Raw genomic sequence first — 20952 nt, forward strand, 5'->3', positions numbered from 1 at the left:
TATGGAGGCACCGTGAAAGCATTGCAAGGCGTTGAAGGTCATGTCGAATGGGTTGAACAGCCGTCACCGACGCTCGATGTAGGGCAAGTCCGTATCAAGGTCGCTGCGGCAGGACTCAATCGGGCCGACCTGCTGCAACGGGCAGGTCTGTATCCGCCGCCCCCAGGCGTCACGGAAATCCTTGGCATGGAGTGTTCCGGGGTGATCGCCGAAGTGGGTTCCGGTACGTCGTGGGAAGTCGGCGACCGCGTCTGTGCGCTGGTTGCAGGCGGGGCGATGGCCGAAGAGGCGGTTGTCGATGCACGGCATGTCTTGCCGGTACCAGCGGGCATGTCACTGCACGAAGCGGCGGGGATACCGGAAGTCTATGCAACGGCCTGGCTGAACCTGTTTCAACTGGCGGGGCTGAAACCCGGCGAAAAAGTTTTGCTGCACGCTGGAGCAAGTGGAGTTGGTTCAGCCGCCATTCAGCTGTGCAAGGCGTTTGGCAGCCCGTGCTGGGTCAGCGTCGGCTCGGCGGAGCGCTTGGCGCATTGCGAAGCGCTGGGCGCCCAAGGCGGGGTGCTGCGTAATGAGAGTCTGGACGGCTTGAGCGATTTCGCCCCGTTCAATGTGATTCTCGATCCGGTAGGCGCCAACTACGCCGCGCTCAACCTCAAGGTGCTGGGCACTGACGGGCGTCTGGTGCTGATCGGCCTGATGGGTGGGCGCAAGGCAGAACTGGATCTGGCCCTGGTGCTGGGCAAGCGCATTCAAATCCTCGGCTCGACCCTGCGCAGCCGCGACGATCAGTTCAAGGCTGACTTGCTGAGCGACTTGGGGCAGCACGTCTGGCCGCTGTTCACCGAAGGCCGCCTCACGCCGCAACTGGCGCGCAGTTTTCCGATCAGCGAGGCCGAAGAGGCATTCGCGGAACTGGCGACCAATCAGGTGTCGGGCAAGGTGGTGTTGGTGATCGATCCCGATCTGGCCTGAGCCTCACTCGTCTACATTCTGTCCGCCCTACGGCGTGATCGCCTTGATCACGCCGTAGTCGTTTCATGGCTTCGAAAGCCGCTCTGCACCCGACGAACGGTGGCGAAACCTGTCATTTCTGACAGTACCCAACTCGCGAAAACCGGCGCTTAATCGATCGCAACTCAGCAGCAGACAGCCCACGCGCTGTGCACCTGGAGATTGACTCCGGGAGGACCCGGCTGCCCGTTTCAGATTCAAGGATGATCTGCCATGGACAACGTTTTCCAGCTAGACAGTGAAGACGCCGACAGCGGCCACTGGCTCATGAACGCCGAGTTTGCGGCGCCTGTGGTGCCGGCGATTCTCAAGGACGATGACGGCAACGAAGAGGCTGGAGGGCTGCTGCCGCGTACTGCGCTGCAGGCCGATCTTGACGTCATCATCCCGGCATGGCTTTTTGTGCCTGATCGTCCCAACACCGTGGTGCTCTCATGGCGGGCTGCCGGATCTCCTTTCAATGAGGTGGATCGCTTCACCTTCGAGCCGCCGATCGCGCCCGGTGACAAAAACGTTCAAGTGCCCAACTGGCTGCTGGAGGAGCGGGTCTACGAACTCTCGTACAAGATCTCGGTATTGAACAATGAAGCCCAGGAGTCGGTGAAAACCACTGTCACCGTCGATCTGACGCCGCCTGACGCCGGGCTGCGGCCGCAACTGGCAATATTCCCCGCCGAGTTGGCGGGCATTATCTCGGACGAATACCTGACCCGAGAGGGTCAGGTGCAATGCGTGTTGCCTCGCTGGTTCGCAATCAGGGCCAAAGACGTCGCGACCTGGTACTGGACTGCCAGCAACCCGCCGCCCGACGGCGAACCGGTCAAGGGCGAAGTGCTGTTCACCCAAGAGGACATTGATTACGGCCGATTGATCATCACGGTTGCCGAGCAGTTGATCAGGCAATCCGGTCAAGGCACGCGCTATCTGTATTACACGCTGCGCGACCTGGCGGGCAATACCGGTCCCCGGTCGGAGCTCTCGCCAATTACGGTCGACCTGACGCCGCCGCCGGAAAACCTCAAGCCCGCGCGCGTGCCGTTGTCGGCCCGCGGCCTGATCGATCGCCAGCATGCCCGTGAAGGCGCGACCAACGAGGGCGGCGTCACGGTTGAAATCGATCGTTACGACAACGCCGACGTCGGGCATTTCATCGTCATCGATTGGGATGGCACCGAGCTTGCTGAAATCCCCGTTGTGCCCTCGGGGTTCCCGCTGCGCGCCTACGTGCCCTGGACCACGCTGACCTCCAAAGGCCTGGGGCCGATGACCGTGCAAGTGGACTATTCGATACGTCGCGGGACTTTGCTTACGCCTGCGCTGACGCCGGTTTCGGTGCCGGTGGATTTCACCATCGCCGGTCAGGATCATCCCAGTGCCCCGGCGCTGTTGAACGTCACCCTGGGACTGCTGGAAGTCCGCGGGCAGAACTCTAACCTGATCAATACCCTGACCGGCGTCGATTTCGGCCTGGATGCGACCGCCACCGTCGCGCTGTTTCAGGATCCGCATCCCGGTGAGCGGATGCAGGTGTTCTGGGGCCGGGCAGCGATCCGGGTCGCCGATTACACGGTTCAGCCAGGCGATATGGCCGGTCAGCCCGTGTCCTTCGTCATCCCTTGGGCTGTCATCGAGTCTGAGCTGATCAATCCTGCATTGCCGGTGTATTACCTGACCGATAACGGCGTCAACCAGCAGCTGTCCGGGGAGACCGCTGTCAATGTGAATATCGAGGTGATCGTCAATCTGCCCGCGCCGTCATTCCCCCATGCCGACCGTTACGGATATCTCAATTGCGGGACGGTGCCCAGGCTGTGGGAGGGCGTGACGGTGACAGTCGCGGGTGACTCTCACTTCGCTGCCGGCGATCGCATCGAGCTGGCCTGGCAGGGCTGTAAAAACCTCAACGGCAGTGCACCGATTCCGGGCGCGGGGGCGACGTTTTCGACGACGTTGAGCGCTGCGCAAGCGAGCAATGGCTTCGATCAGGTGGTGTTGCCCTTCGAGACGCTGATCGCGCCGATGGAGGATAACGGCTCGGCCACGGCGCGCTACACCCTCTATAAAACCAACGGCACGGTCGGGCGATCGCGCACCGATGTCGTCAAGATCACACGAACCTACGCCTCGGGCGAGGTGTGCGGTCCGGACGCTGTTTCCGCTGTGCAGACATCGGCGACTGGCGTCGATGAACCTGCCTCGACAGGGATGCTGGATAAGTTTCTCGACCTTTTCAAGAAGTGAACCCAGTTGTAATCGAAACGTGGCGCAGGATCGTAGGCCGGATTGTGCAGTACGTCGCCAATGGACTGAAGACCACTCAAGGAGGAAGTGAACAATGAGTAGCACCAAAGAGAATGTAAGTGATGAAGTGTCCAAGGGACAGCAGGCACGAAACGCACTTCGGCAATCATTGAGGAGCCAACGCCTGGTCTTGAACGCGCCGACGCTGCACGCGGACAACCCCCTGCTGCCCGACACCGCCGATGATGACTCTAATAAGTTGGCCAAGCAGTATCAGGGAACGATCCTGAAAGTCGAGGTTCCGCAATTCGTCCTTGAGGTTGACCCTGGGCGGGCAGGGCTTGTTTGGTTGAATTGGGATAATGTGCGCCAGCACCCGTCGCAATTCGCGTTTACAACACCGATCAACCCCGCTGTATTTCCTCTTCAACTGACCTTGCCAGTAGACGCGACGCTTGGCGCGGGGCGGCATAGTCTGACCTTTACCGCAAACGTCCAAGGCAACGGAACGATATCTGAACCGCTGCCGATCTATATTGACCAACTGGCGCCTAATTCCGGGCAAGCTGGCGCAGTGGTCACGTTGCCGGAGGAGGTCGAGTCCGACGGCATTACCAAGGAGTACCTGGACGCTAACGGTTTCGTTCTGGTCACTGTCCCGGCCTATCGTGAGAGCAAGATAGGCGACGTCGTCGAATTGTATTTTGGCAGAAGCAACGAGGGCGCCGCACGCGTTGGCACGCAGACCCGGGCCGACACCAGCACGCCTGTGACGTTCGAGCTGACGCCCGGTTTGATCGGTGATCAAGAAGGCCCCAAGTTTCTCTTCTACAAGCTGACTGACAGGGTCGGCAACGTGGGCCCCGACTCCAATTACAAACCGATCAGGGTCGTTCTCACTCCGGCTCCGGCGAACCTGAAGCCGTTGACAGTGCCTTTGGCGCTGCCGTCGCCAGGCGATGATCTGATCGATATCGAGGATGCTCGGACTGGGGTGCAGGCACAGATAGAGGCGTACACCAATTCCTTGCCCGGTGACCGCATCGTAGTCACTTGGGACGGCCAAGAAGTCAGCGGTGACGTGGCGGCCACGGGCCCGACATTCGTGACGATTCCCTACACTGTTTTATTGAATGGCGATCCTGGCGAGAAAACCGTAGACGTAACGTACCGTATTGAGCGAGGTGATCTGAATTATCCAGAGCCCACAACGGTCCAGGTTAATGTCGACCTGCGTTTGCCTGGTCCGACAGATCCCGAAAACCCGGGGCCAGTCAACGATGCTCTTGAGCTGGTCACTGTCTTGGGTGCAGTGAGCGCGACGCCTAACAAACTGACCACTGAAGATGCGGGGGAGGACGCTACCGCCAGCGTACTGATCTACGACTATTACAAACCTGGTGATGTTGTGCAGTTGTATTGGGCGGGTACCGCAGTACCTGACTCTGGCGATCCTGCAGTTCCCGGGGGCATCTATGTTGTAACGGGTAGCGAAGACGCGGAGTTCCAGATCGAGTTTTCAATTCCGTGGGCCGTTATCGAAGCAGCCGGCAACAGCGATGCCATACCGGTCCATTATTCGATTGCGCATCCTTCGGTAAATGACGCCGTCGTTCTTTCTGGTAATCAGCCAGTGGAAGTGGCGGTCATGACTGTGACCTTGCCTGCAATCACGTTCTTACACCTGGACCCAGACTTTGGTTTGCTGAACTGTGGTTCGCTTAGACGTCACGCAACGTTAGAGTGGGTGGCAGAGCTTTCGGTCGACGGAGGCGAACCGAAATTGGCGGGGCAGTTGCTCACATTCGATTTCGTGGGAACGGCAGGCGCCGGTGGGCAGGATGCAACTTTTAAATTCACATTTACGCCGACCCCGGAACAAGCCAACAACGGATTTGTGGTGTATTTGCCTTACGATCCACCACTCATCACACTTCGTGATGGCACTGGGAGCATCAGTTACACCGCGAGTATAGATGGAATACCTGCCAGCTCAGCCAATACAGACGTTGATGTCTGGATGGGAAGAGCGGGTGCGGGCGCCCCTACCTGTGAGTTGACTCTGGGTAGTGCCAGGCCCTAAGCAATGAAAGGGGAGAGTTCTCCCCTTTTTTGTTCGCGCTAATAGTGAGTTCGCTGGTGTCGCCTTTGACTTATTTCGATTTGGAAGGTCACTCCGGTGAACGTGGACAATACGGTTTATAACGATCGGATATGCGGCTGGGTGGGTTAGTTAACTGCACTGCATTAGTAGGAATTGTCCTACACATTAGAGCGATCCGTCCTGCATCGTTTCTCGATCTCTCTCTATAGAGTTTCGTCTTTCGACTGATTCTGGAACCTCACGTGAGCTCACATGGACAATTGCACATGAAGCCTCTCCTCACCCTCATATCCCCTGCGGCCCCTGAATTGTTCAACTATTTCGGAAGTCCGCTTCGCGCTGCAGTCCTAAGCGCAATCCCACTCTTGTTAGCAAGTTCTTTTTCCACTGCGGCGATCGTCGAAAATGGCGATGTATTGAACATCGACTCCTCGACATCACTGGATGATTATTCCGTAACCGGTGCGGGAAGTACGTTGAATGCCAGCAATGCCACGACTCGCGCAATCTCCCTGAATGATGGCGGCATACTCAATCTCACGGGTGGCAGCGTCCAATCGCTTACCGATGGCGTCGTCGTAAACAACAGCACTGCAACGATCACCAACACCCATATTGCCGGCGAATTCATTGGTCTTTCGGTGAATCGGCCTATCGGAAGTACAGGTGGCTCACTGGTGCAAGTCGCCGGCGCGACAATTCAAGGCTTTGACGTGGGAGCTCAGGTGACCGGGCTAAGTCGCCTGCAGTTGAGCGGTACCCAGGTTACAGGCACCGGTGCGGGCAGTGCAGGACTTAATGTCTTTGGTGGTGATGCGGTGGTTACCAATGGCTCGACGATTCAGGGGGTCGAGAACGGTGTGTATCTCATTACCGATAGTAATGGCGTCGGCGATAACCGGCTGATTCTCGACAACTCAAGTATCGAAGGCATCAACGGCGCCGCGATCGCCCTTGATTTTGGCGTTGATGCCGACGTTCAGATTTCGAACAATGCCGTACTCAAGGGGGGTAACGGCAACATCCTCGAAGTTTATGGCGACTCCATAGCCAATATGAAAGTAAGCCGCAGCTCACTTGAGGGCAATATCCACGTCGATCCAGGAAGTGCCGTCAATCTGGCATTAAATCAATCGCAGATACGCGGCGACATTGTGGTTGCCGATGGCGGTTCGGGAACGTTGTCATTGCAAAACAACTCGGCGTTTACCGGCAACATTACCGACGTCAACAACGTAGACATCGGTGCCAGTACTTTCTCCGGTAGTATCGTTTCCACAGATGGCACGGGCGTGGTCACGCTGCGCAACGGCTCGACGCTGAATGGCAATGTGACCGGTGCCGATCAGATCACCGTGGATGCCAGTTCGATGAATGCCAACGTGATCTCCACCGGCCCGGCGAGCAATTTGTCGCTGCAGAATGGATCGGTGCTGACGGGTTCGGTGACCGGAATCAGCACGCTTGACCTCGACGCCAGTCGGCTGACCGGCGATGTCAGTGTGGGGAATGCGGGTTCGGTATTACTGAGCAACCGCTCGGTCCTGGAGGGCGACGTTATCGGCAGCAATAACGTGCGCCTGGACGGCAGTTCAATGATCGGGAATATCACCTCAGCGAGCGCTGCTGGCGTAATCGCGCTAGCGCAGGGCTCTCTGCTGGAGGGCAATGTGAATGGCAGTGATCACGTAACTCTGGATGCCAGTTCACTCAAAGGCGACATCACTTCGGAAAACGCTTTGGGGGAGATCTTCCTGGGCAACGGCTCGGTCCTCAACGGCAATGTACGCAGCAACAACGTCAGCCTCGACGCCAGTGCCATGACCGGCGATGTCACGTCCATCGACGGCACCGGTGCGGTGTCGCTGCAGCGCGATTCGGCGTTCACCGGCAATCTGAACAATGTCGGCAGCTTGGCCATTGGCGACGCTTCGGTCTGGAACATGGCGGGCAACAACAGCGTCAACTCGCTGGCGTTGAACGATGGTGCAGTGAAATTCGGCGCGGCCAATGAGTTTTACCAGCTCAATGTCGGCACACTCTCCGGGAACGGCACTTTCATCATGGATGCCGACTTCGCCACTAACCAGCACGACACGCTGAATGTCACCGGTTCCGCGACAGGCAGTCATACCTTGCTGATCGCAGGCTCCGGGGTCGATCCGGTGTCCCCCGAGCCTTTGAACGTGGTGCGTACGGCAAGCGGCGACGCGACCTTCGCCCTGGCCGGCGGTCGTGCCGTGGACGTGGGCGCTTATTCTTACGAGCTTGCGTCCAGCGCCAATGGCAGTGGAGGATCGGACTGGTTCCTCGATCCAAGCACCCGCACCATCAGCCCTGGTACCCAATCGGTCCTGGCCCTGTTCAATACCGCGCCTACGGTTTGGTACGGCGAGCTGACGTCGCTGCGCAGCCGCATGGGCGAGCTGCGCTTCAATGGCGGCAAGGCCGGTGGCTGGTTGCGCACCTATGGCAACAAGTACAACGTGAGCGATTCCTCGGGCGTGGGCTATCAGCAGACCCAGCAAGGCTTCTCCCTGGGCGCCGATGCGCCGTTGCCGGTTGGCGACGGCCAATGGCTGGTGGGTGTGCTGGCAGGTCATAGCACCTCGGATCTGAACCTCAACCATGGCACCTCCGGCACGGTCAAGAGTTACTACGCTGGCCTCTACACCACCTGGATGGACCAGGACAGCGGGTATTACTTCGACGGCGTCGTCAAGGCCAACCGCTTTCGCAACGACTCAAAAGTCAGCATCAGTGACGGCACACGCGCCAAGGGCGATTACGACAACACCGGCGTGGGTGGTTCGGTCGAATTCGGCCGTCATATCAAACTCGACAACGGTTATTTCATCGAGCCCTTCACCCAGCTTTCTGCCGTGGTCATCCAGGGCAAGGATTACCACTTGAACAACGACCTCCAGGCCGAAGGCGATCGCACCCGTTCGCTGTTGGGCAAGGTCGGCGTGACGGCCGGGCGCAACTTCACGCTGAGTGACGGCAAGGTCGTGCAGCCTTATGTGCGCGTGGCGGGGGTGCATGAGTTCGCCAGGAAGAATGAAGTGCAGGTCAATAACAACGTGTTCAACAACGACCTGTCCGGTTCCCGTGGCGAGCTGGGCGCGGGTGTCGCGGTGGCGTTCTCCGATAACCTGCAACTGCATGCCGATTTCGACTACGGCAATGGCAAACACATCGAGCAGCCGTTCGGCGCTAATGTCGGGTTGCGTTATAGCTGGTGAAACAACGCGTGATGAAGGGCCCACTGAGCGATGAATCGCTCAGTGGGTTTGTTTAGATGGCAACGACGTTCAGGGAGTTGACGTCACCAAAAACGCTCTTGTATTTCACGTCCTGCCAGCCACTGGTCACCAGGTTTTTACAGCGCAGCGTCCACAGGCCAGCTCCTGGCGTGGTTGACCAATACAGAGCATTACCCATTGGCCAACGGCCCGAGTAAGCAGCGGCAATCTCATTCAATTCGTTATGGCTCGGTATCCGTTTGCCTCGACTGGCGGCGGCACTCGTTGCATTGCTATAAGTTGACCTCCCAAGTCCCAGCACTTGAATCACCCCGCTGACACCAACGTTGTAAGTCCCGGAGCGGCCCTGGGCATCTCTGACGGTAATCGTGGCGCTGCCGTTGCCGCGAGAATAGATCGTTCCATTGCCGTCTACCTTGACCACTGCTGCATTGCTCGAACTGTAGCTGTAGGGAGCAACACCGCTGCTGGGCCTGCGGGTGTAAGTGGTGCCACCTGGCCAAGGCGCGGGATCGTGATTCGGATAGCCAGGGAGCACATAGACCTTGCCGTTCAAGTTGACGTTGGAGCGATCCAGCACAAAGTCAGGTATCGGTGATCTGACCGTAAACGACCGCGTACCCGACTCTGGCCCGCTCCCATACAGCGCCACCGCCTTGAGGCTGTGCGAGCCCAGCGCCAGCCCCGACACCACATGCCGCCAGTCACCTTCGCCATTGACCGGCGCATTGCCCCTGGATGTCGCCCCGTCGTACACCTGCACCTGCTCGTCAGGCGCGGCCTTGCCCGATGCCGTGACCGAGGTCTCGGTAGTCGAGCCGCCATTACCGATTTCTGCCCGTGAATCGCGCACGCTGACTAACGTTGGCACCACCGCGGCCTTAACCGTAAAGCCCCATGGCGCCGAAACGGGGTTGTTCGCGTACAGCGCCTTGGCGGTCAGTGAACGCGCGCCCACCTGCAAGCCGCTGACAGCGCGAGACCAGGCGCCGCTGGCGTTCGCGGTCGCTGTACCTTTGGAGTCCGGGCCGTCAAAAACCTCAACCTGTTGATAGATCGATGCCTGGCCCGATGCGGTCACACTGTTGGCATAGGTCGAGCTCCCGACGGCCACCGGTGCGCCCTGTGGATCGACTACGGCCGTGAGGGTCGGATTGACCGACGCGACAACAGTGAACCTGCGCGGCGCCGATGAAGCTCCAGCGCCATACAGGGCCTTGGCTGTGATGGAGTGGGCGGTGACAGACAAACTGCCCAGAGGCAATGTCCATACGCCGCTGGCGTCGACCCGGACTTTGCCCTTGGACAAGCTGCCGTCGAATATCTCTACCTCAAGATCGGCATTGGCGTTGCCCGTGAGGAGGACAGAGGTGTCCACGGTAAATCCGTCCGGGGCAATTTCATCGCCATCGTTCTCCCGGATGCTGCTGATGGTCGGCGCAACGGCTTGGGCAACGATCACGTTCCAGGCCGTCGACTCGGGCCGGGTGCCATACAGTGCTCTGGCCTTGAAGGAATGGGTGCCCACAGTCAAGCCGGAAGCCGGTCGCGACCAGGCGCCCAGGAAGTCCGTCGCCGCTTCGCCAATTGAGGTCGTGCCATCGAGCAGTTCGATGCGCTGATCGGGGCTGGCGTTGCCGCGTACAGTGAGCGTGGTATCGACGGTCGTCCCGTTATTGCTTACCGAGCCTCGGGTATCCAGCACCTCTTCGATCCTCGGTGTCAGGTTGGCCAACACCTGGTACGTGCGCGGTGACGATGCCAAGCCGCTGCCGTCCAGGGCCTTGGCCGTGATGCTGTAGCCTTTGGGGTATTGGTTGGTCAGTTCAACCGTCCACACGCCGTTCAAATCGGTCCGAGTGGTGGTGAGACGGTTGGTGCCGTCGAGAATCTCCAGTTCGGTGTCAAGCGTGCCGGTGCCACTGAGCGTAAGATTTACCTCGAACGTCGTCCCCCCCTCGGCCACCTCGCCGCCGGAGTCCATGACGCTGACGATGATCGGCGTCACCCAGTCATGGTGCAGCTTGAATTCATAGATCGTTAACGGGAAGGGCAGGGCACTGGGCTCATCGAACAGACCGCTGAACGCTACCTTGCAGATCACGCGCAGTGTCGTGTCCTGGCCCAGCTTTTCAAGCTCGGTGCGCAACACGGTTTCGGACAGGCCGGCGCCGACTTGCGCGCCGGTTAATTCAGCGCCATCGAGCAGCACGATCGAGTGCGGGCCGCCGCTCTCGGTTTCACCCTCAAGGCGTAGCCAGGCCCGTTGGCCCGTGACCAAGAATGGCCATGGGGCCACGGTGGTTGTCGCGTTGCCAGCAAAGGTTGCCAGGTTCAGCACCCCCGTTTGCGCATCGGCCTGGGTGATGATCGGCGCCGGTAGCTGGCTGTCGGGAATGGCGGTCACGTCGAGCATCAGAAAATCGGACTGCCGTTCGGTGACATAGCGCCTGACCAGATACACCACGCTGACCTGCTGACCGATGTTGGCGCCGACGACAGTGGCGGGAATCTGGAAGTCGATCTCGCCGCTGGCAGACCCAGGCATCTGCTGGTCTGGCGGTGAGCCCGCGCCGGGGGTGCCCAGCCAGGTGAGGGTGATGACGTCCTCGGGGTCCATGCTGGCGTAGCGTACGCGCACTGTGGCGCCGTTCAGGGCCTGCATCGGGTCGAGCGTCGTACCGTTGGCCTGAAGTACCTGGGGTGGCGGCAACTCGCCGATGAGCGTGCCGATGGTCAGGTCCAGTACCTGTGAATAACGGTAAGTATCGGTCCCGGCCAGCCGGACGCTGTAGAACACCTGGACGATGGTGTTCAGGCTCGGCTCGATCAGTTGCCGCGGGATGTAGAAACTGATGGGCTGGCCAGCGATCGGGTGGGTAATGGGGATCGAGTCCTGGAAAGTGCCATCCGGAGTTTCGGCTCGCCAGTACCAGATCAGGTAATCGCCCGCCGCCATGCCGGTGTAAGGCACCCACAAGGTTGCGTGTACGGGCACCGATTCCGGGTCCAGTACGCCCTCGGGCGCCTCAGCCACCGTTGGTGCAGGTAACTCGGCGTATCGCGGGGCAACGCTCAGGCGCAGGGGGTCTGACACCCGGATATTGGCCGGCGGGCGAGCATCGTTGGAGACCCGGTAGCTTACCTCCGCCTCCCGTTGGCCAGAATGGCGATGTCCTGCTCGGGCACACCGATGTAAATGACCTCGCCCACTTCACTGGCCGTCACAATGTGACTTGCTTCGTACCGGTGCGGCGTGCCGTTCTGCAGGGTGCCGTGCCAGAACATGTCGATCAGATCGCCGCTGGCCATGGCCTCGTAGACCGGAATGATCACGTGGGCCCGCTCCAGCGTCGGATCCAGGGTATTGCCGACCGACTCCAGCACCTCGGGTGCCGGCAGCGGAATCTGCCCGCTGACGCTGGCGAATGCGCGTTTGGAAGACAGCGGGTTACCGACGGCCTTGGTCAGCACATAAGTTGCCTGGGCCCGGCCACCATTGATCGCCCGGACCTGAGCATTGGGCACTTCGATCTCCAGGATAGACGGCACGTCGTCCAGAATGACCGACTTGGTGTAAACCAAGGGGGCGCCAGCAGCGGGCGTTCCCACCCAGGTCAGGGTGACGGTATCGCCGGTACTGAAGTCAGGGGGCCGGGCTTCGATCTGCACAGTGACGTTGCTGTCACTCAGTTGCCCGAGATCGATAATGCCTGCGTTGTTCACCTCTTTGATCAACGGTGCATCGAGAAAGGAGGTATCTGCATCCACGGGAACAGTGGTTTGTTGCGACCACGGCACCGAATAGTTGAATACCTCGTCAAACACCTGATATTTCACCGCCAGCGCGGCAGAATCCCCGGCCGCGATAATGGTTGCATGATCCACGTCAATCACGACCGGGTCCATGCCCGCGGCTTCGGCAGCCGTGACCCGATGCCTCAAGGGGATATCGCCCCAGCGCAGGTCGATGGTGTCGCGGGCGGTGCGATTGGGGTAGGCGGCAATCTGCACCGGGACGCCTCGTGCGGCCCACTCGGCACCCACGCCATTGTCGATCACATCCTGAGGCAAACCCGGGATGGCCAGTTCCGAGTGACCGGGCAAATGCGGATCCTTGTCCACGCCTCCCGGCCGATCGAGCTTGATCAGTATCCGCAACGGCAATGAATCTTCCGGCGTCGTCGAACCCGTGCGTGTGAGCCGGTAATAAACGCTCTCGACCCAGCCTGGCTTCATCAGCGAAACATCCAGGAAAAAAAACAGCCGCTGATCGATGTCGTCTGGACCGACGTCCCGCTGTGCAACCGCATTCGTTTCGCTACCCCAAAAGATATCGATGTGATCGCCCACGGACATGTCCCACCAGGGGTCCACGAAGGTCAATATGCCGTCGGGCTGGTCATCGCGAGCCTGTATGTTGAGGCCGCCGTCGCCGTCCTCGACCGGGTCCACGATGTAGGGGATCAAGAGTGAGTCCAGCGCCAACGTAAAGGGATACCGGTTCGGCGCGTAATGTGAGATCACTGGGAAGCGTTTCATGAATGGTTTCCTTAAGCGGGTGCAGATCCTTTGAAATCTTTCTTCTACCGTCACATGCCTGCCAACGCAGCGGTAAAAAGGGGCAATTGCTGCCCCTCGGGTGGGTGCCAGGCTGTCTTGACTCAGGAATAGGTGACAGTCCCGGCGATGGTCACTGCCGTCTCTACGGTCGTGCCGCCGTCGGGAATCTCTACGCCTTGGGAGTCTTTGACGCTGGTGATGTCGACCTTCGTGACCTGAACCACCGTTACATGGCGCTCGCTGGACTGGGGTCTGTCGCTGTACCGCGCGCGGGCCAGGAGCGTATGAGGGCCGACGGTGAGTGCGGGGATCCTGGCTGTCCAGATTGCCGAGCCGTTCGGGGTCACGTTGTATAGGTGGTCGCCGTTGTCCAGGATTTCGACTCGTCTGCCGGCGCTGCCCGCGCCGCTCAGGGTCAGTTCCGTTTCGGTCGTGGAACCGTGGTCCGGGATATTGGGGGTGCTGGAGTCGGCCACGGTGTCGATGGTCGGAATTGTGCCTCGCACCAGCGTGAAGGTTCGCGCAGGCGAGACTGGGTTGTCCCCGTATTTGCCTTTGGCCGTAATGCTGTGTTTCGCAAAGCTCAAGGCGGGGAGATCCTTGGTCCAGTTGCCCGTCCCATCGACGGTCACCTCGCCTTTGTTAAGGTTGTTATCGAAGATATCCAGCTTCTGGTTGGCTGCCGCCGTGCCGCTCACGGTCACGTTGTAAGCCACCCGGGTCTGGCCTTCTGGAATGTCGCCGCCGCCGTCTTCGCCTTCCCTGGTTTCCTTGACGCTGGTGATGACCGGGCCGGCCGCCGCCAACACGGTGAGCCGATGTGCCGCTGACACCTCGCCGCTGCCATACAGCGCTTGGGCGGTGAAGGAGTGCGCTGCGGCGCTCAGACCATCCACAGTGTGCGTCCAGGTCCCGCTGGCGCTGGCCGTCGCGGTGCCTTTGTCGACAGCGCCGTCGAGAATCCGCACCGCAAGGTTTGCCGAGGCATTGCCCGTCAGCGTCACGCTGGTATCGAAGGTAGCGCCGTTGTCAGGAATCTCGACATTTTTGGAGTCCTTGACGTTGCTGATGGTAGGCGTGACCAGCGCGATAACGGTCAGATTTCGCTTCTCGGACTGCGCCTGATCCCCGTATCGGGCTCTGGCCCAGATCACATGCGCACCTACGGCCAGATCGTCGATCTGCTTGCTCCAGTCTCCGTTAGCGTTGGCCGTTACCATTCCAAGGTTGACCGAGCCATCGAAGATGTCCACCTCGCGGTTCGCCGCGGCTTTGCCCGTCACGTTCAGTGACCTGTCAACGGTAGCGCCGTCCTCTGGAACTTCGCCTTTGCTGTCGGTGATGCTGCCGATGGTCGGCGGATCGAGCGGCACCGGTGCGCCGACGCTGAATGTGGTCAAGTTCGAATCGCTGCGCGTGTTGCCTGCGCGGATCACCCAATAGGAGGCCGCCACGTCGCCGCCTTCGTTGGGCTTGATGAACCTGCTGCCCCTGATGTCGAAGGGGATGGGGTTGCCGACTAACCGTGAGTTGACCATCACAGAGTCCGGGTCTTCATCCGGGCCGGTTTTGCTGCCTTCCCACTGACGGAACACCTCATCGCCAACGACCATGCCCCTGTACGGCGGCACGGTCAGCGTTGCGATTTCAACGTCGGGGTCCATCACGCCGTTCACCACGTTCGACACGATAGGCGCATCCAGTTCGGCTCTGGGCTCGCCTACCAGTATCAGAGGCAGGTGCACGGATTCGCGCAGAACGCTGGAGCCGCCGATTTCTTTTTCAAGCTGATAGTACAGTTCCAGCGTACCGCCTTCGATGGTCTTGAGGTGGCTACCTTCGACCACCATGAGGATCGGCAGTTTGTCTTGGGCGTCTCCGCGCGAGATGAATTTGAGCGGCAACTCCGGATCATAGACAGAGTGATCAGGTCGGCTGCCGATCCAGCGCAGGATGATTACGTCGCCAGCCTCCATGCTATCGTCCCACGGGATTTCAATGGTGGTGCGTGGCAGATCAGGATCGATTGCGCCTTGTTCGAGGTCCCTGGCAATCGGTGCTGCCAGCCGTTCCGGCTCACCCACTACTTGAATGAATGCACCTTTGGATATCGATTCAGTTCCGTCCTGGTGCAGCACACGGTAGGAAAACACAACTTGGGTTTTGGCCAACGAACGGACGATCAGGTTATCGACCGGGATCTCGTAGACACGACCGTAATCGTACGCGACCGCAGGCTCTTCATGGTCAACCACGGCGCCTTCCAGCGTGGTGCCCTGCAGCCTCACGATGATCTGATCGCCTTCGGCGTAATCGGCGTTGATTCTCATCACGTCGTCCAGGTTCGCCAGACCCAGTGAAGCGGTAGACAGCGAAGCGATGATGCGCGTCTTCTCATCCTCAGCCTTCTTGTTCTCCTCGCGCTGCTCCTCCTCGCTCAACATGCCCATCAGGGCTCTGTTTCTGGCCACGACCTGGACCACGGCCGGGTTATCGCCAAGCTTATCTAGATCAAGAGTGTCTCGGGGGGTATCTTTCACGAACGGCGCTTCCAGGCGTGAATTGCCCGCATCGACGTTGACGCGAGTTTCCTTGGCCCAGTCTTCAGACCGATTTTCCACCAGGTCGTAGACCTCATAGGTCACCGCCAGACCATTCGGCCCCGAGTCGCCAGCCGCCACGATGGTGGCTTCGTCGGCGATGACGACCAACGCATTACCGACTTCGTCCTCCTGCACCTCGTGAAAAATGAAGTGCCCGCCCCAGGACACCTTGATGATGTCGCGCCAGGTCATGTTCGGATACGGATCAATGGTGATGCGCACGCCTGCTTTGGCAGCGTCGGCGTCTACGCCACCTCGGACGATGTCCGCGGGTAGGGAGAATTTCAGTTCCGTATGGCCCGGGATACTGCCGTCCTCATCCCGGCCGCCGGGACGATCGAGTTTGACGTAGATGCTGATCGGTACCGAGCTTTCCTCAACCTGACCCAGGCGTTTGATTGTGTAGTGCAGGGTTTTTCTCCACGGCGCGGCGTCCAGGTTGCTGAACGGGACGAAGGTGGTGAGGCGCTGATCCACTTCGCCAGGCTGGATCAGCTCACTGTTCACCTCGGTATCGTCCAGCCGTACGCTAACCCTGTCGCCTACGCTCATGCGGCCCCATTTCTCGATGTACACCTGCAGCCCGTTATTGGGAAAGTTCTCCGCCGCCGCCGCCCGGTTGACCCCCCATAAGCCGAACGGGTCCAGCTCGGGATCGGCGGGCGGACCGATTATCTGCTTGGCGCCCGGTATTTCGGGAGGGACCGCAGCGAAGGTCGAAGCAGAAGAGGGGGAGGTGTTCAGGGGTGTGGTTGCCATCGCGGTAGACTCCTGTCGGTTGATCGCAGAAGTCATTGAGCGCCGCGTGGGGATATTTGCCTACTGTCAGAAATGACAGGTTTTGCTACCGTTGGTCAGGCCGTTTCGGACGGGTCGGGATACAGTTCTAACGGTTCATTTCCAGCTATGAATCGGCCACCCGGCCTTTGTCGCAGCCTCACGCAGCACAGGGTCCGGATTGACCACATGAGGAAAATCGACCTTCTGCAAGAGCGGCAAATCATTGCGCGAATCGGAGTAAAAACTCGCGCCTTCTAGGTTTTCGCCTTCCTGATCCAGCCATTCCAGCAAGCGGGTGATCTTGCCTTCGCGGTAGGTCAGCACGCCTTTGGTCTTGCCACTGTAAACGCCGTGGGCGATGTCCAGATCGATGGCCAACACCTCGTCGACGCCGATGCGTTCGGCGATGGCCCGCACCAGGTGCACGCCCGAAGCGGAGATGATCAGGATGCGGTCACCGGCGGCGCGGTGTTCGGCGATGGCTTTGGTGGCGTCGCTGAAGATGATCGGTTCGATGAAGTCCTCCACCCAGGGGCCCACCAGAAACTCCACTTCTTCGCGCGTGCGGCCGATCATCGGCTCCAGGCTGAAGGCCATGTAGTCCTCCATCGCCAGATCGCCCTTGCTGTAAGCCTCCATCAGCTCATGGTCTTTTTTCATGAACGACTCAGGATCGACCCACCCCAAACGGCCCATCTGCTCGCTCCACAGACTGGCGCAGTCGCCGTGAATCAGGGTTTCGTCCAAGTCGAAAATGGCTAAAGGCATTGCCGCTGTCCTCTGTGTTGATACGTACGCAATCCAGGTAGGAGCGCGCTTGCCCGCGTTCGCGGTGTATCAGGTTTATATTCATCAACTGAAGAACGCATTCGTGGGTAAGCGCGCTCTTGCAGGTTGTCCGGCGTGGGATCAAGCGACCTCACACAGCGCCGACGCTTCGATGTTCAGGGTGACGCGCCTGCCATTGGGGTGCAAGTCGTTGGCCGAGCGGTTGAGCACGTCGACGATCAATTCCACGCCCCGCGCTTCGACGCGGTAGCGGATCACGTTGCCCAGCAGGCTGTGGCTGCGCACTTCGCCTTCCAGGGCGCCGGTCAGGCTCAGTTGAATCGCTTCCGGACGGATTGCCACGCGGCTGTTGATCGGGCGTTGCATCAGGCGGCTGGCGGCGTCGGGTTCGAGCAGGTTGTAGTTGCCGATGAAGCCTGCGGCGAACGCATCGACCGGCGCGGTGTACAGAGTTTCCGCGTCGCCGCTCTGCACGATCCGGCCCTGATTCATCAGAAAGATCCGGTCGGACATGGTCAGTGCTTCTTCCTGGTCGTGGGTCACGAAAATCGTGGTCAGGCCCAGTTCCTGCTGAATGGCGCGAATCTGTTCTCGCAGGTGTTTGCGAATCCGCGCATCGAGCGCCGACAGCGGCTCGTCGAGCAACAGCAGGCGCGGACGGGTCACCAACGAACGCGCCAACGCAACGCGCTGACATTGTCCGCCCGACATCTGATGCGGGTAACGCTTGGCCAGTTCGCTCAGCTCAACCAGTTTCAACACCTCGGCCACACGCTGTCGGGTTTGGTCGGCGCTGACCTTCTGCATGCGCAGGCCGAACGCGACGTTTTGCTCCACGTTCATGTTGGGAAACAGCGCATAGCTCTGGAATACCATGCCGATCCCACGCTTCTGCGGCGACACCGGAACGATGTTCTTGCCATCGAGAAAGATCTTGCCGCGGGTGACCGAAGTCAGTCCGGCGATGCAGCGCAGCAGGGTGGATTTGCCGCAGCCGGAGGGCCCGAGCAGGGTGACGAATTCGCCCTGGTTGATCTCGCAGTTGATATCGCTGAAGACTGCGGTGCTGGCGTAGTTCTTTTGCAGGTTTTCGACAGTGACGAAGCTCATATCAGTCTTTGTCCTTGTTCAGTCGGTTGGCCGCCCAGGTCAGCAGCAACACGAAGAGAAAATAGGAGATCACCAGCGCGCTGTTGAAGTGGCCGCTGCTGTTGCGCATGTTGTTCAGGTAAACCTGCAGCGTCTCGTAGCGCGTGCCCACCAGCAGGTTGGCGAACACGAACTCGCCGAACAGGAACGAGAATGACAGCAGCAGGGCGATCATCAGGCCTTTGCGCAGGTTGGGCAGCACCACCAGAAATGCCGCCTGAAACGTGTTGGCGCCGAGCAACTGCGCGGCGTCCATCAGGTCGACCAGATTGATCGCCTGCAGGTTGTTGGTGATCGCCCGGTACATGAACGGCAGCGCCACGGTGAAGTAGCAACCGATCAGAATCCACGGCGTACCGACCATCGCCAGCGGCCCCGAACCGTAGAGTTGCAACAGGCCCACCGACGACACCACCGGCGGTACGGCGAACGGCAGCAGGATCAGGATGTTCATCAGCGCGTCGAGTTTCGGGAAGTGGTAATGCACCACGAACAGCAGTGGCAGGATCAGCACCACCGAGAGGATCAGCGCGCCAACGCAGACCAGCAGCGACTGGGCGAACGCCATCAAAAAGCGCGGGTCGCTCCACAGCGCCACGTACCATTTGTAGGTCAGCCCGGCGGGGAGAATGGTCGCCGACCAACTGGTGGCGATCGAGTAGACGAAGGTGCCCAGCAGTGGCGCCAGCAGAATCAGGAACAGGATGTACACCACCACGCGGTGGTAAAGCCCGACCGGGCCGCGTTCAGCGCGAGACATGGTAGCTCCTCTTCAACAGCCACTGATGGACGATAGTCACCAGGGTCATCATGCCCACCAGAATCATCGCCAGGGCGCTGGCCATGTTCGGGTCCAGGCTGATGTCACCTGCGACCATGGCCGCGATGCGGATCGGCAAGACGTTGAAGTTGCCGGTGGTCAGCGCATAGACCGTCGCGTAGGCGCCCAGCGCGTTGGCCAGCAGAATCACGAAGGTGCCGAGCAGGGCAGGGGTCAGCACCGGAATGCCGATATGTCGCCAGAAATCCCAGCCGCTGGCACCCAGCAGCGAAGCCGATTCGCGCCAGTCTTCACGCAGCGCGTCGAAGGCCGGGTACAACAGCAACACGCCCAGGGGAATCTGGAAGTAGGTGTAGAGAATGATCAGGCCGGTCTTCGAGTACAGGTTGAAGTCATCGATGATGCCAGCCTGTTTCAGAATCAGCGTCAGCGCGCCGTTGAAGCCCAGCAGAATGATGAACGCAAAGGCCAGTGGTACGCCGGAAAAGTTGCTGGTCATGTTGGCGAAGGCGCTGACGAAATCCCGCAGCCGCCCTGGCACCTTGCGCAGCGAGTAGCTGCCGAGAATCGCGATGACGATGCCGATCAGGCTCGACCAGAAACTGATCTCCAGGCTGTACTGCATCGCCTGGCGATAGAAGCGTGAGTTGAATGCCTTGATGAAGTTGTCCAGGCCCCAGCCCGCGTCCGAGTGCAGGCTGTTGATCGCGACCCAGGCCAGCGGGGCGATCTGAAATGCGATGAAGAAAACCGCAAAGGGCACCAGGCACAACAGCCCCAGCCATTTGCCGCGACTCTGTGAATTCACTTGAGCACCTCTCTGCAAACAGGTTTGTCGTGGGGGACGCCGAGCAGTTCGCACACGGTTCCGCAGAGCTCGGTCTGCTTCGGCTGCGCGCCGGGATCGAGGCTGAACGCATCACCGATGACAAACAGCGGCACTTCGCGCTCCTCAGGGAGAATGCCGTTATGCGAGCGGTCGTTGTTCATGCCGTGGTCGGCGGTCACCAGCACTTGATACCCGGCGTCGAGCCAGCGCTGCAGGTATTCGGCGAGGATGACATCGGCCGAGCGCGCGCTGTTGCGGTATTGCGGGGTGTCGAGGCCGTGCTTGTGGCCCGCATCGTCGATGTTCATCGGGTGAATGAAGAGGAAGTTCGGCTGGTGTGCTGTTCGCAGGTGCTCGGCGTCGTCGAACAGGTGGGAATCGGGGTAGTGATCGACGTAGTAGAAATGACCGTGCTGGATCGGCAGGTCGGCGTCGTCGGTGTGTCGATCACGGGCTGCGATGAACGGGCTGCGGTTGTACAGCTCGCTGACCCAATGGTAGGCCGCTGCGGCAGTCGTGAGCCCGGAAGCCGCGGCATAGTGGAAGACGCTGCGCTGACTGGACAGGCGCGACACATGGTTGTGCACGATGCCGCTGTCGATCGGCGCGACGCCGGTCAGGATACATTCGTAAAGCGGTCGGGACAGCGCTGGCAACTCGCATTCCAGCTTGTACAAGGCGGCTCGGCCCGCGTTCCGGTAAGCCAGCAGATGCCCCATCGCATGCTGCGCGACGCTGTAACTCAGGCCGTCCAGCAGGATCAGGATGACGTTGTGTTTCATGGCATCTCCGGGGTGTGCGAATTGGGTGTTGCAAGACTGGCGTAGATCCTC

Annotated in this window: 12 protein-coding genes; 4 read left to right on the forward strand and 8 right to left on the reverse strand. The window is 59.9% G+C overall.

Annotation, left to right across the window (positions count from 1 at the left end):
* Positions 1–12: 12 nt before the first annotated feature.
* The 4 genes from CE491_RS10245 to CE491_RS10260 all read left to right on the forward strand — a co-directional run bounded on the left by CE491_RS10245 (position 13) and on the right by CE491_RS10260 (position 8604).
* The gene (locus tag CE491_RS10245; protein WP_110948243.1) at positions 13–975 is read left to right on the forward strand and encodes a zinc-binding dehydrogenase; all 963 of its coding nucleotides are present in this window, start codon (positions 13–15) and stop codon (positions 973–975) included.
* 252 nt (positions 976–1227) lie between these two features.
* Positions 1228–3255, forward strand: coding sequence for a hypothetical protein (locus CE491_RS10250; protein WP_110948244.1), 2028 nt, complete (start codon positions 1228–1230; stop codon positions 3253–3255).
* 94 nt (positions 3256–3349) lie between these two features.
* On the forward strand, positions 3350–5338 hold the full coding sequence (locus CE491_RS10255; protein ID WP_110948245.1) for a hypothetical protein: 1989 nt from the start codon (positions 3350–3352) through the stop codon (positions 5336–5338).
* A 437-nt stretch (positions 5339–5775) separates the two neighbouring features.
* On the forward strand, positions 5776–8604 hold the full coding sequence (locus CE491_RS10260; protein WP_234407568.1) for an autotransporter outer membrane beta-barrel domain-containing protein: 2829 nt from the start codon (positions 5776–5778) through the stop codon (positions 8602–8604).
* 52 nt (positions 8605–8656) lie between these two features.
* On the opposite strand, the gene CE491_RS10265 is transcribed toward CE491_RS10260, so the two are convergent.
* The 8 genes from CE491_RS10265 to CE491_RS10300 all read right to left on the reverse strand — a co-directional run bounded on the left by CE491_RS10265 (position 8657) and on the right by CE491_RS10300 (position 20901).
* Complete coding sequence (locus tag CE491_RS10265; RefSeq protein ID WP_199885060.1) at positions 8657–11722, reverse strand: hypothetical protein; 3066 nt, start codon at positions 11720–11722, stop codon at positions 8657–8659.
* 44 nt (positions 11723–11766) lie between these two features.
* A complete protein-coding gene (locus CE491_RS10270) occupies positions 11767–13167 on the reverse strand; it encodes a cupredoxin domain-containing protein (protein ID WP_110948247.1) in 1401 nt (466 codons plus the stop codon).
* A gap of 122 nt (positions 13168–13289) precedes the next feature.
* The gene (locus tag CE491_RS10275) at positions 13290–16550 is read right to left on the reverse strand and encodes a hypothetical protein (RefSeq protein ID WP_110948248.1); all 3261 of its coding nucleotides are present in this window, start codon (positions 16548–16550) and stop codon (positions 13290–13292) included.
* 135 nt (positions 16551–16685) lie between these two features.
* On the reverse strand, positions 16686–17339 hold the full coding sequence (locus CE491_RS10280; protein WP_110948249.1) for an HAD family hydrolase: 654 nt from the start codon (positions 17337–17339) through the stop codon (positions 16686–16688).
* Positions 17340–17480: 141 nt separating this feature from the next.
* Positions 17481–18470, reverse strand: a complete 990-nt coding sequence (locus tag CE491_RS10285; RefSeq protein WP_110948250.1) for an ABC transporter ATP-binding protein — start codon at positions 18468–18470, stop codon at positions 17481–17483.
* A 1-nt stretch (position 18471) separates the two neighbouring features.
* Positions 18472–19269: an ABC transporter permease gene (locus CE491_RS10290; RefSeq protein WP_110948251.1), complete on the reverse strand. Its 798-nt coding sequence runs from the start codon at positions 19267–19269 to the stop codon at positions 18472–18474.
* Positions 19256–20098, reverse strand: coding sequence for an ABC transporter permease (locus CE491_RS10295; RefSeq protein ID WP_110948252.1), 843 nt, complete (start codon positions 20096–20098; stop codon positions 19256–19258). The genes CE491_RS10290 and CE491_RS10295 overlap by 14 nt, the downstream gene beginning before the upstream one ends.
* Complete coding sequence (locus CE491_RS10300) at positions 20095–20901, reverse strand: alkaline phosphatase family protein (RefSeq protein WP_110948253.1); 807 nt, start codon at positions 20899–20901, stop codon at positions 20095–20097. The genes CE491_RS10295 and CE491_RS10300 overlap by 4 nt, the downstream gene beginning before the upstream one ends.
* Positions 20902–20952 lie beyond the last annotated feature (51 nt).

Origin of the sequence: Pseudomonas bohemica, assembly GCF_002934685.1 — a bacterium.
Classification (GTDB): domain Bacteria; phylum Pseudomonadota; class Gammaproteobacteria; order Pseudomonadales; family Pseudomonadaceae; genus Aquipseudomonas; species Aquipseudomonas bohemica.

Coding starts and splice junctions, on each gene's coding strand:
- CE491_RS10275 (WP_110948248.1), bottom strand. CDS start 16,550: ATGGCAACCACACCCCTGAACACCTCCCCCTCTTCTGCTTCGACCTTC.
- CE491_RS10280 (WP_110948249.1), bottom strand. CDS start 17,339: ATGCCTTTAGCCATTTTCGACTTGGACGAAACCCTGATTCACGGCGAC.
- CE491_RS10290 (WP_110948251.1), bottom strand. CDS start 19,269: ATGTCTCGCGCTGAACGCGGCCCGGTCGGGCTTTACCACCGCGTGGTG.
- CE491_RS10285 (WP_110948250.1), bottom strand. CDS start 18,470: ATGAGCTTCGTCACTGTCGAAAACCTGCAAAAGAACTACGCCAGCACC.
- CE491_RS10300 (WP_110948253.1), bottom strand. CDS start 20,901: ATGAAACACAACGTCATCCTGATCCTGCTGGACGGCCTGAGTTACAGC.
- CE491_RS10270 (WP_110948247.1), bottom strand. CDS start 13,167: ATGAAACGCTTCCCAGTGATCTCACATTACGCGCCGAACCGGTATCCC.
- CE491_RS10255 (WP_110948245.1), top strand. CDS start 3,350: ATGAGTAGCACCAAAGAGAATGTAAGTGATGAAGTGTCCAAGGGACAG.
- CE491_RS10250 (WP_110948244.1), top strand. CDS start 1,228: ATGGACAACGTTTTCCAGCTAGACAGTGAAGACGCCGACAGCGGCCAC.